We start from the raw sequence: 11,611 nt of genomic DNA on the forward strand, positions 1-11,611 counted from the left end.
GTGCCCGGCGGACCCGCCGGGCACGACGAGACGTGGGAGGTACGGCGCGTGCTGGGACTGCCCGACGGCATCGAAGCCCTGTTGTTGGACCTGGACGGGGTGCTCACCGACACCGCGGCGGTGCACAACGCGGCGTGGACCGCGGCGTTCGACGCCTACCTGCTGGAGCGCGCGCGACGCACCGGGGAGGAGTTCGTCCCCTTCGACCCCGACGCCGACTACCGCGCCCACGTCGACGGCAAGCCCCGCGCCGCCGGGGTGCGCGACTTCCTCGCCAGCCGCGGCATCACCCTGCCGGAGGGCGCGCCCGACGACCCGCCCGGGAGCGAGACGGTGAGCGGGCTGGGCAACGCCAAGAACGCCGACCTGCTGCGCCGCATCGAGCAGGACGGCGTGGACGTCTACGAGGGCTCCCGCCGCTACCTGGAGGCGGCCCGCGAGGCCGGGCTGCGGCGGGCGGTCGTGTCCTCCAGCGCCAACACCCGTCAGGTGCTGGAGGTGACCGGGCTGGCGCCCTACGTGGAGGACCGCGTGGACGGCGTGACCCTGCGCGAGCTCGGCCTGCCCGGCAAACCAGCCCCCGACACCTTCCTGGAGGGCGCGCGGCGGCTCGGGGTGCCGCCGGCGCGGGTGGCGGTGTTCGAGGACGCCCTGGCCGGCGTGGAGGCCGGGCGGGCCGGCGGGTTCGGCGTCGTCGTCGGCGTCGACCGGGTGGGCCACGGCGACGCCCTGCTCGAGCACGGCGCCGACGTGGTCGTGCGCGACCTGGCCGAGCTGCTCGGCGAGGGCGACCGGTGATCGGGCCCGACACCTTCCCCGTCGAGCCGTGGCACGTGCGGGAGACGGGCCTGGACCTGGAGCTGCTGGGGCAGACGGAGTCCGTCTTCGCGCTGTCCAACGGGCACGTCGGGATGCGCGGCAACCTCGACGAGGGCGAGCCCCACGGCATGCCGGGCACCTACCTGAACTCCTTCTACGAGGACCGCCCCCTGCCGTACGCGGAAGCCGGGTACGGCTACCCGGAGGTCGGGCAGACCGTCGTCAACGTCACCAACGGCAAGCTCGTCCGCCTGTTCGTCGAGGACGAGCCGTTCGACGTGCGCTACGGGGAACTGATCGCCCACGAGCGCGTCCTGGACCTGCGCGCCGGCACGCTCACCCGGACCGCCGACTGGGTCTCGCCCACCGGCCGGCGGGTGCGGGTGCGCTCCACCCGCCTGGTCTCGTTCGTGCAGCGGGCGGTGGCCGCGATCGAGTACGTCGTGGAGGCCGTGGACGCCCCGGTGCGCCTGACCCTGCAGTCGGAGCTGGTCGCGAACGAGGCCGTGCCGTCGCAGAAGCGGGACCCGCGCGTCGCCGCGGTCCTCAACTCCCCGCTCGTGGCCGTGGACCGCGACAGCGGCCCCAGGTCCGCCACGCTCCTGCACCGGACCCGAGCCAGCGGCCTGCAGATGGCCGCCGGCATGGACAACGCCCTGGAGGCCGCCGGGCGGGTGGAGTGCGAGACCGCCACCGCCGACGACTGGGCCCGCACCACGTTCGTCGTCACCGCCGACCCCGGCCAGCCGGTCCGCCTGGTCAAGCACCTCGCGTACGGGTGGTCGGGGCAGCGCTCCCACCCCGCCCTGCGCGACCAGGTCGCCGGCGCCCTCAGCGGCGCCCGCTACACCGGCTGGGACGGGCTGCTGCGCGAGCAGCGCCAGTACCTCGACGCGTTCTGGGACGCCGCCGACGTGCAGGTCGACGGCGACGCCGAGGTGCAGCAGGCCGTGCGGTTCGCGCTGTTCCACGTGCTGCAGGCCGGGGCCCGCAGCGAGGGCCGCGGCATCCCCGGCAAGGGCCTGACCGGCCCGGGCTACGACGGGCACATCTTCTGGGACACCGAGGCGTACGTCCTGCCGGTGCTGACCTACACGGCGCCCGACGCGGCGCGCGACGCGCTGCGCTGGCGGTGGACGACGCTGGACAAGGCGTGCGCGCGGGCGCAGGAACTGGGCCTGCGCGGTGCGGCGTTCCCGTGGCGGACCATCCGCGGCGAGGAGTGCTCCGGCTACTGGCCCGCGGGGACGGCGGCCTTCCACGTCAACGCCGACATCGCCGCCGCCGTGGAGCGCTACCGCGTCGTCACCGGCGACGACTGCCTGGAGGCCGACGGCGGCCTGGACGTCCTGGTCCAGACCGCCCGGCTGTGGATGTCGCTGGGCCACCACGACGCCGACGGCGCCTGGCACGTCGCCGGGGTCACCGGCCCCGACGAGTACACCGCGGTCGTCGACGACAACCTGTTCACCAACCTTGCCGCCGCGCACAACCTCTCGGCGGCGGCCGCGGCCGTGCGCCGCCGGCAGGACCGGGCCCGCGACCTGGGCGTGGACCTGGAGGAGGCGGCGAGGTGGGTGGACGCGGCCGAGGCGGTGCACGTGCCCTACGACGAGCGGCTGCGCGTGCACCAGCAGCACGAGGGTTTCACGCGGCTGCCGGAGTGGGACTTCGAGCACCGCCGCGAGTACCCGCTGCTGCTGCACGCGCCGTACTTCGACCTGTACCGCCACCAGGTGTGCAAGCAGGCCGACCTGGGCATGGCGCTGTTCTGGTTCGGCGACCGGTTCAGCGAGGACGACTTCGCCCGCGACGTCGACTACTACGAGCGCCGCACGGTGCGCGACTCCTCGCTGTCCGCCTGCGTGCAGGCGGTGCTGGCGGCACGGACCGGCCACCTGGAACTGGCGCACGACTACACCTACGAGGCCGCCAGCGTCGACCTGCGGGACCTGCACCGCAACACCGCGGACGGGCTGCACATCGCATCCCTGGCCGGGACCTGGATGGCTCTGGTGCAGGGCTTCGGAGGCCTTCGGGACACCGCCGGGGAGCTGGCCCTGGACCCCGCCCTCCCGCACGGCATCTCGCAGCTGCGCTTCTCGGTGCGCTGGCGCGGCTGCACCCTGCGGGTGACCGTGCGCGCCCACGAGGCGACCTACGAGGTGCACGACGGGCCGGACGCGTCGCTGCGGCTGCGGCACGCGGGCCAGGAGGTCGTCGTCGCCAGCGGTTCACCCGTGACCCTGCCGCTGCGCGAGCGGAAGCCGCTGCTGCCGCGCCCGCCGCAGCCCCCGGGGCGCGAGCCGGCGGGCCGCACCGGGGCCGGGCGCTGAGGCGCACCGGTCCCCGGCGCGCGGCGGGGGTGACCCCCTCGCCGCGCGCCGGGGCGGCGCCGGTCCCGGGCCGCCGGGCGACGTCGGGTCAGACGACGTCGACGAACACCGGGTTGGTGTAGAACCAGAGGTCGTCCCACGGCGAGCCGCCGTCGCCGCGCGGCCGCGAGAGCGGACCGGCCGGGTCGACGTCCGCACCGCGCAGACCGGGCCCGTTCAGCCTCCCGTCGCTGCCGCGCAGGCGCAGGTAGAAGGAGGACTCCACCTCCGGCACCGGGAACCGCAGCACGAACGTGCCGGTGCGGCCGCCGACCTCCTGCGTCGCGACGACGCGCGTGTCGGGTGCCCGCCACTCGGTGGGGTCGGCGGCCGGCCCCGTCACCGCCCCGCGCACGAGGTCGACGTGCGCCAGGCGCGGCACGGCACCGGCGTCGTTCGGGACGCTCTGCGCGTGGACCGTCACCTCCAGCACCAGCGCAGTGCCGCGGCGCACGCGCAACCGCCCGCCCAGCGTCGCCTCCTCGCGACCGAGACCGCGACCGGGGCGGTCCACGCGCAGCCGCACGTCCAGGCCGGCCAGCAGGTGGCCGTGGTCCACCCACGCGCGACCGGCCCGCAGGGCCGCCATCACCGACAGGTGGTCCAGCCGTTCCACACCGACGTGGGTGCGGGAGAACTGGCCGGGCCAGAAGTCGCTGCCCGGCTGGAAGGAGTCCGTGAGGACCGGGTCGGGGAGCCGGCCGGTGGTCTCGAACGACCGGCCGGGTGGGAACGGCTGGTTGGCGTGCTTGTCCCACGCCGCCCGGTGCACGTCGGAGTTGGAGGTGATCCACCACCCGCGGCCCTCGGCGAGCATGGCGTCCCACACGCCGCCGACCGTGGCGGTCATCCAGTCGAAACCGCCGTACGTGGTCCACGCCTCGTCGGGGTACCCGGGCCAGGAGTCCGGGCGGCGGGAGTTCTCGTACTCGCCGCGCACGCCGTTCGCGCGCCAGCCGGGCAGAGCGGCGGCCTGCGCGCCCGGAGCTCCCTCCATGCCGATCGCGATGCCCTCGGCGGCGTCGCGCCAGCCGCGCAGCTCCTGCGGGGAGTCGATCCCCAGCCTGGCGGGGTGGTTGGCGAGCACGAGGACGTCGTCGACGAAGCCGGCCCGCTTCTGCTCGGCCAGCCAGACCAGCGCCTCGCGCGCGAGCGCCTCGTTGCGGGCGGTGTCCGGCCCACCGGGGGTGCCGTCCTGGGAACCCGTGAGGTTGCCGTCGTAGGCCAGCTCGAAGCGGCGCAGCAGCTCGGCCTCGTTCGGCCCCGGGGCGACCACGACGGTGCCGTGCTCGGCGGCGGGGATGTACCACTCCAGCCCCTGGAACACGAGCATCCGCGGGTTCTCGCGCCGCGCCCTCCGGATCTCCTCGTTCTGGGCGAAGACCCCACCGGCGTTCGCGTGCCCCACGTTGCTGTGCTCGGTGAACGCCAGCCAGTCCACGCCGTGCGCCTGCGCCCGCTCGGTCACCTGGCTGAAGGTGTACTTCGCGTCGGAGCTGTAGACGGTGTGCACGTGGTGGTCGCCGATGAGCCAGGTGAGCGGACGCCGCGGAGGAGCGGCGGCGGCGGGGTCGGCCAGGGCCGCGCCGGCCAGACCGAGACCGGCGGCGCCCAGCAGCGCGCGCCGGCTCAGCTCACGCCGCGACAGGGCGCTCGCGGGGACGGTGGGGTCGGCCCAGGCGGGGGGCAGGGTGTTCACGGGTGCCTTCCGGTGCGTCGGCAGCACGCCGGCGCGGGACGGCCGGGCGCCGCGACGGAAGGTAGGCAGGGGCGTGGGCGCCACCGCGTCCACCGGGAGAACGCGCGCTGAACGGCACGGGTCGGGACGAGGCCCGGGCAGGGCTCAGCGCTGCTGCGCGCGCAGCTTCACGGCGTGCCGGGCCGCGGCTCGGCCCCGCTTGCGGTCACCCGCCGCGTCGTAGGCGATGGCCAGGCGGTACCAGGGGCCGGGGTCGCCGGGCGCGGCCTCCACCTCGGCGCGGTAGCGCTCGAACATCGCCTGGCCGGCGGCGCGGTCGACGCGGCCGGTGGCCGTGCGCTCCAGGTCGTCGACGGGCAGCTCACCGCGCTCGGCGAGCTCGCGGCCCAGCCGCTCGGTGGCCCGCCCGAACAGCAGCTCGCGCGCCACGGCCCACGCCCCCACCAGGGGCAGGATGATCACCGCGATCCCGATGAGCACCCCCGCCCACTGCCCGGTGCCGATGAGCTGGACGCCGGTGCGGCCGATGAGGACGAAGTAGAAGAGCAGCGCCGCACACGCCACCGCCACGACGATCTTGGTGCGCACGCCGCCTCCTCAGCCGAGGTCGAGGTAGTGCTCGAGGCCCACGGTGACGCCGGGGCGGGCGGCGACCTGTCGCACACCCAGCAGCAGCCCGGGCATGTAGGCGGCGCGGTCGTAGGTGTCGTCCCGCAGGGTCAGGGTCTCCCCCGGCCCACCGAGCACGACCTCCTGGTGGGCGGTCATGCCGCGCATGCGCACCGCGTGCACGTGGACGCCGTCGACGACGGCGCCGCGCGCACCCGGCAGCGACTGCTCGGTGGCGTCCGGGGAGGGTCCCAGCCCCGCCTCCGCGCGGGCGGCGGCGATGAGCTGCGCGGTCCGGACCGCCGACCCCGAGGGGGCGTCGACCTTGCCGGGGTGGTGCAGCTCGACGACCTCCACCGACTCGAAGAACCGCGCCGCCTGCTTCGCGAACTGCATCACCAGGACGGCGCCGAGACCGAAGTTGGTGGCGATGAGCACGTTGCGGCCGGCGGCGCGCTGCCACGCCTCGACCTGCGCGACGCGCTCGTCGGTCCAGCCGGTGGTGCCGGTGACGACGTGCAGCCCCATGGCGAGGGCGCGCTCGACGTTGCCCATCACCGAACCGGGCACCGTCAGGTCGACGAGCACGTCGGCGCCCTCGGCCGCGGCGAGGTCGTCGCCGCGGCCGAGGGCGGCCACCAGCTCCAGGTCGTCGGCCGCCTGCACCGCGGCGCACGCCTGCGAGCCCATGCGGCCGCGCGCGCCGGTCACCGCCACCCGCACGCGGCCACCGGCGCCGGGCGCGCTCACCGGACCACCGCGCGGAACGGGGCGTCGTCGGCGAACGGGCCGACGACGGTCACCGAGCGCGGCCGCTCGAGCAGGTCCGCGGCCAGGGCCCGGACGTCCTCGGCGGTGACGGCGCGCAGGCGGGCCAGGACGCCGTCGACGTCGAGGAACTGCCCGTGCACCAGCTCGGCCTTGCCCAGGCGGTTCATGCGGGACCCGGAGTCCTCCAGGCCCAGCACCATGCCGCCGGCGAGCTGGCCGATGCCGCGCTCGAGCTCCTCGCCCTCCATGGGGGCCTCGGCCAGCTTCGCCAGCTCGGCGAGCATCAGCTCGGCGACCTGCCCGGCCTTCGCCGGGGAGCACCCGGCGTACAGGCCCACGTAGCCGGAGTCGGCGTAGTTGGCGTTGAAGGAGTACACCGAGTACGCCAGCCCGCGCTTCTCGCGCACCTCCTGGAACAGGCGGCTGCTCATCCCGCCGCCCAGGACGGCGTTGAGCACGCTGAGGGTGAAGCGCCGCTCGTCCGTGGCGGTGATGCCCGTGGTGCCCACCAGCACGTGCGCCTGCTCGGTGGCGCGCTCGACGACCAGCGTGCGGCCGGCCGCCAGCCCGCCCGTGACCTCGCCGGCCACCCGGCGCGGCGCCGGTGCGGCGTCGTGCAGGTCGCCCGCGGCGCGGGACAGCTCGTGCTGCACCGCCTCCACGACCTCGTCGTGGTCCAGGCCGCCGGCGGCGGTGAAGACGAGCGTCGAGGGGCGGTAGTGCTCGCGGTAGTGCGCCCACACGTCGTCGCGACCGACCGCGCGGATCGTGTCGGCCGTGCCGCCGATGGGGCGGGCCAGCGGGTGCTCGCCCAGGACCAGCTCGGCGAACTTCTCGTGCGCGAGGTCCCCGGGGTCGTCCTCGTTCATCGCCAGCTCCTCGAGGATGACCTCGCGCTCGGAGCTGAAGTCGTCCTCGTCGAGCACCGCGGAGGTGACCATGTCGGTCACCACGTCGATCGCCATCGGCAGGTCCGTGTCGAGCACCCGCGCGTAGTAGGTCGTGTGCTCCTTGCCGGTGGCGGCGTTCGCCTCGCCGCCGACGGCGTCGAACGCGGTGGCGATGTCCATCGCGTCGCGGCGCTCGGTGCCCTTGAAGAGCAGGTGCTCGAGGAAGTGGGTGGAACCGAAGTGCCCGCTGGTCTCGTCGCGGGACCCGACGCCGACCCAGCAGCCGATGCTGGCCGAGCGCTGACCGGGCATCGCCTCGGTCAGCACCCGCGCGCCGCACGGCAGGACGGTGCGCCGCACCAGCGCGCCGTCCGCGTCGGACAGGGTGGTCGTGACGGGGCCCGGCCCCGCCGCCTCCGTGGGGAGGGCGACGGGGCCGGGGACGCCGTGGTGGGCCTGCACCTCAGGCGTCGGCCGTGGCGGCGTCGTCGGTGCCGGCGCCCTCGGCGGGCGCCGCCTCCTCCTCGGCCACGACCGGGACCAGCGACAGCTTGCCGCGCGGGTCGATCTCCGCGATCTCCACCTGGACCTTCTGGCCCACCGAAACCACGTCCTCGACGTTGTCGACGCGCTTGCCACCGGAGAGCTTGCGCAGCTGCGAGATGTGCAGCAGGCCGTCCTTGCCGGGCAGCAGCGAGACGAACGCCCCGAAGGTCGTGGTCTTCACGACGGTGCCGAGGTAGCGCTCGCCCACCTCGGGCATCGTCGGGTTGGCGATCGCGTTGACCGCCGCGCGCGCCGCTTCCGCCGAGGGGCCGTCGACGGCGCCGATGAACACGGTGCCGTCGTCCTCGATGGAGATGTCGGCGCCGGTGTCCTCCTGGATCTGGTTGATCATCTTGCCCTTGGGCCCGATGACCTCACCGATCTTGTCGACGGGGACCTTCACCGTGATGATGCGCGGAGCGGTCGGCGACATCTCGTCGGGCGCGTCGATGGCCTCGGCCATGACGTCGAGGATGTGCAGGCGCGCGTCGCGGGCCTGGGTCAGCGCCCCGGCCAGCACGGAGGCGGGGATGCCGTCCAGCTTGGTGTCCAGCTGGATGGCGGTGACGAACTCCTTGGTGCCGGCGACCTTGAAGTCCATGTCACCGAAGGCGTCCTCGGCGCCGAGGATGTCGGTCAGGGCCGCGTACCTCGTCTCGCCGTCGATCGTGTCGGAGACCAGGCCCATCGCGATGCCGGCGACGGGCGCGCGCAGCGGCACGCCCGCGTTCAGCAGCGACAGGGTCGAGGCGCACACCGAGCCCATGGAGGTGGACCCGTTGGAGCTCAGCGCCTCGGAGACCTGGCGGATCGCGTAGGGGAACTCCTCGCGGGCCGGCAGCACCGGCACCAGCGCGCGCTCGGCGAGGGCGCCGTGGCCGATCTCGCGGCGCTTGGGCGAGCCCACCCGGCCGGTCTCACCGGTGGAGTAGGGCGGGAAGTTGTAGTTGTGCATGTAGCGCTTGCGCGTCACCGGCGACAGCGTGTCCAGCTGCTGCTCCATGCGGAGCATGTTCAGCGTGGTGACGCCGAGGATCTGCGTCTCGCCGCGCTCGAACAGCGCCGAGCCGTGCACGCGGGGCAGGACCTCGACCTCGGCGGACAGCGTCCGGATGTCGGCCAGGCCGCGGCCGTCGATGCGGATCCCGTCGGTGAGGATGCGCTGGCGGACGAGCTTCTTCTGCACCGCGCGGTAGGCGGCCGAGATCTCCTTCTCGCGACCGGTGAACCGCTCGGCGAGGGACTCGCGCACCTGCGCCTTGATCTCGTCGACGCGGTTCTCGCGCTCCTGCTTGCCGGCGATGGCCAGGGCGGCGGTGAGGTCGCCGGTGACGGCCTCCTCGACGGCGGCGTAGGCGTCCTCGGCGTAGTCCGGGAACAGCGGGAACTCGGCGGTCGGCTTGGCGGCCTTGGCGGCCACCTCGGCCTGCGCCTTGACGAGCGCGGCGATGTGCGGCTTGGCGGCCTCCAGGCCCTCGGCCACGACCTCCTCGGTGGGGGCGGTCGCGCCGGAGTCCTTGATGAGGTTCCAGGACGTCTCGGTCGCCTCGGCCTCGACCATCATGATCGCGACGTCCTCGGAGCCGTCGGCGCCGGTGACGACGCGGCCGGCCACGACCATGTCGAAGACGGCGCGCTCGATCTCGGAGTAGCGCGGGAAGGCGACCCACTGGCCGTCGACCAGGGCGATGCGCACGCCGCCGATCGGGCCCGAGAACGGCAGCCCGGCCAGCTGCGTGGACATCGAGGCGGCGTTGATCGCGACGACGTCGTAGGCGTCGTCGGGGTGCAGCGCCATGACGGTGACGACGACCTGGACCTCGTTGCGCAGCCCCTTGACGAAGCTGGGGCGCAGCGGGCGGTCGATGAGGCGGCAGGCCAGGATCGCCTCGGTCGAGGGGCGGCCCTCGCGGCGGAAGAACGAGCCGGGGATCTTGCCGGCGGCGTAGCTGCGCTCCTCGACGTCCACCGTCAGGGGGAAGAAGTCGAACTGCTCCTTCGGGGAGCGGCCAGCACTGGTGGCGCTCAGCAGGAAGGACTCGCCGTCCAGGTAGACGGCGGCGGAGCCGCCGGCCTGCTTGGCCAGGCGGCCGGTCTCGAACCGGACGGTGCGGGTGCCGAACGAGCCGTTGTCGATGACGGCTTCGGCGGCGGTGATCTCAGGTCCCTCCACGGGTACCTCCTCTTTCGTGATCGGTGCGGTGCCGCTGCACCGGCGCGTTCCCGGTGGGGGCGTCCCCGCCGGTCCGGCCTTCGATCGAGGCCCACGGGCGCTGCGCGCCCGGAGGCCACTACCGAGGACCGGCACGACGCTGCGCGGTGCGGCGGCCGGGTGCTGCGGTCAGCACCCCGAGTCTGCCCGGAGTCGGGCGGTGGTGCGCGGCAACGGCCGCCGGGTCGCCCCGGGACCGGCCGCGAACGAACAGCAGGGGCGGTCCCGGGAGGGACCGCCCCTGCGCCGCCTCAGCGGCGGATGCCGACCCGCTCGATGATCGAGCGGTAGCGGTTGATGTCCTTCTTGGCCATGTACTGCAGCAGGCGGCGGCGCTGGCCGACCAGCAGCAGCAGCCCGCGGCGGCTGTGGTGGTCGTGCTGGTGCGTCTTCAGGTGCTCGGTCAGGTCGCGGATGCGCTGCGTGAGCATCGCCACCTGGACCTCCGGCGAGCCGGTGTCGCCCTCGCTGGTGGCGTACTCGGCCATGATCTTCTTCTTGGTCTCGGCATCGAGGGGCACGGTGCTCTCCTGAGTCTCGTTGCGCGGTGCTCCGGGGCTGATCCACCCGGGCTCTCTGGGTCCGCGGCCGTTCGAACGGCTCGATCAGGCTACCAGCCGGGGCAGGACCCCCCGCGCGCCGCGCTCCCCCGGCCACCCGCCGGGCCGGGACCCGCGGCCGGGGACCGGGGCTCAGCCGAGGAGGAGCCCGCGGGCGCGGGCGACGTCGCGGGCCATCTGCTCCACCAGCGCCGCGGCGCCGTCGAAGCGCAGCGTGGGGCGCAGGCGGTGCAGGAAGTCCACGGCGACGCGCTCGCCGTAGAGGTCGATGCCCGGGCTGTCGAGGCAGTGCGCCTCCACGCGGCGCTCGACGCCGTCGAAGGTCGGGTTGGTCCCCACCGAGACGGCGGCGGCCAGCCGCTCACCGGAGGGGCGGTGCAGCCACCCCGCGTACACGCCGTCGGCCGGGACCAGGCCCTCGGTGTCCGCGGTGGACAGGTTGGCCGTGGGGTAGCCGAGCTCGCGGCCGCGGTGGTCGCCGTGCACGACCGTGGCGCTGACCCGGTGCGGGTGGCCCAGTACGGCCGCGGCGCGCTCCACGTCGCCCGCCGCGAGCGCCTGACGGACCTCCGTGGACGACCAGCGCGGCGCGGCGCCCGCCGGACGCGCCCCCCCGTCACCCAGGTCGTCCAGCGCGGTGACCTCGAAGCCGTGCCGGCGCCCCAGCTCCCGCAGGGTCGCCAGGTCGCCGCTGTTGGCGCGCCCGAAGCGCACGTCGTGGCCCACGACGACCTCCACGGCGCCCAGCGCCCGCACGAAGACGTCCTCGACGAAGCGCTCGGGGCTCCAGGAGGCCAGCTCGCGCGTGAACGGCACGACGAGCACGGCGTCCAGGCCGCAGGCGGCCATCAGCTCCAGGCGGTGGTCCAGCCCGGTGAGCAGGCCGGGGGCGCGCTCGGGCACCAGCACCTGCAGGGGGTGCGGGTCGAAGGTCACCGCGACGGCCGCCGCCGCGCGGTGGCGGGCGGCGCGCACGACGCTCTCCAGCACGGCCACGTGGCCGCGGTGCACCCCGTCGAAGTTGCCGATGGTGACCACCGACGGACCGAAACCGGGGTCCACGTCTGCCAGGCCGTCCCACCGCTGCACCCGCACACTGTGCCAGCCGCCCCCCGCGGGCGCGGTCGGCG

Annotated in this window: 9 protein-coding genes; 2 read left to right on the forward strand and 7 right to left on the reverse strand. The window is 74.8% G+C overall.

The genetic code is table 11. The features are described from left to right. The first annotated feature begins 48 nt into the window (after positions 1-48). Both ACRYR8_RS13375 and ACRYR8_RS13380 read left to right on the forward strand, forming a co-directional pair. On the forward strand, positions 49-798 hold the full coding sequence (locus ACRYR8_RS13375) for a beta-phosphoglucomutase family hydrolase (protein ID WP_432485089.1): 750 nt from the start codon (positions 49-51) through the stop codon (positions 796-798). Next, positions 795-3,155 (forward strand): glycoside hydrolase family 65 protein, encoded by a 2,361-nt coding sequence (locus ACRYR8_RS13380; protein ID WP_432485061.1) that lies wholly within the window; start codon positions 795-797, stop codon positions 3,153-3,155. The genes ACRYR8_RS13375 and ACRYR8_RS13380 overlap by 4 nt, the downstream gene beginning before the upstream one ends. Before the next feature lie 88 nt (positions 3,156-3,243). Here the strand turns inward: ACRYR8_RS13380 and ACRYR8_RS13385 are convergent, their stop codons facing one another. The 7 genes from ACRYR8_RS13385 to ACRYR8_RS13415 form a co-directional block, all read right to left on the reverse strand. Then, positions 3,244-4,893, reverse strand: a complete 1,650-nt coding sequence (locus ACRYR8_RS13385) for a PHP domain-containing protein (RefSeq protein WP_432485062.1) — start codon at positions 4,891-4,893, stop codon at positions 3,244-3,246. 144 nt (positions 4,894-5,037) lie between these two features. Further along, positions 5,038-5,481 carry a hypothetical protein gene (locus ACRYR8_RS13390; RefSeq protein ID WP_432485063.1) on the reverse strand — a complete coding sequence of 148 codons (444 nt, stop codon included), beginning with the start codon at positions 5,479-5,481 and terminating at the stop codon, positions 5,038-5,040. Positions 5,482-5,490: 9 nt separating this feature from the next. After that, positions 5,491-6,252 (reverse strand): 4-hydroxy-tetrahydrodipicolinate reductase, encoded by a 762-nt coding sequence (gene dapB, locus ACRYR8_RS13395; RefSeq protein ID WP_432485064.1) that lies wholly within the window; start codon positions 6,250-6,252, stop codon positions 5,491-5,493. Continuing rightward, positions 6,249-7,625, reverse strand: a complete 1,377-nt coding sequence (locus tag ACRYR8_RS13400) for a M16 family metallopeptidase (RefSeq protein ID WP_432485066.1) — start codon at positions 7,623-7,625, stop codon at positions 6,249-6,251. Before ACRYR8_RS13400 ends, dapB begins: the two co-directional genes overlap by 4 nt. A gap of 1 nt (position 7,626) precedes the next feature. Further along, a complete protein-coding gene (locus tag ACRYR8_RS13405) occupies positions 7,627-9,882 on the reverse strand; it encodes a polyribonucleotide nucleotidyltransferase (protein WP_432485067.1) in 2,256 nt (751 codons plus the stop codon). Positions 9,883-10,172: 290 nt separating this feature from the next. Further along, a complete protein-coding gene (gene rpsO, locus ACRYR8_RS13410; protein ID WP_337060991.1) occupies positions 10,173-10,442 on the reverse strand; it encodes a 30S ribosomal protein S15 in 270 nt (89 codons plus the stop codon). Positions 10,443-10,613: 171 nt separating this feature from the next. Then, a complete protein-coding gene (locus ACRYR8_RS13415) occupies positions 10,614-11,570 on the reverse strand; it encodes a bifunctional riboflavin kinase/FAD synthetase (protein WP_432485068.1) in 957 nt (318 codons plus the stop codon). Positions 11,571-11,611 lie beyond the last annotated feature (41 nt).

Origin of the sequence: Kineococcus esterisolvens (assembly GCF_050871405.1) — a bacterium.
In the GTDB taxonomy this organism is placed as follows: domain Bacteria; phylum Actinomycetota; class Actinomycetes; order Actinomycetales; family Kineococcaceae; genus Kineococcus.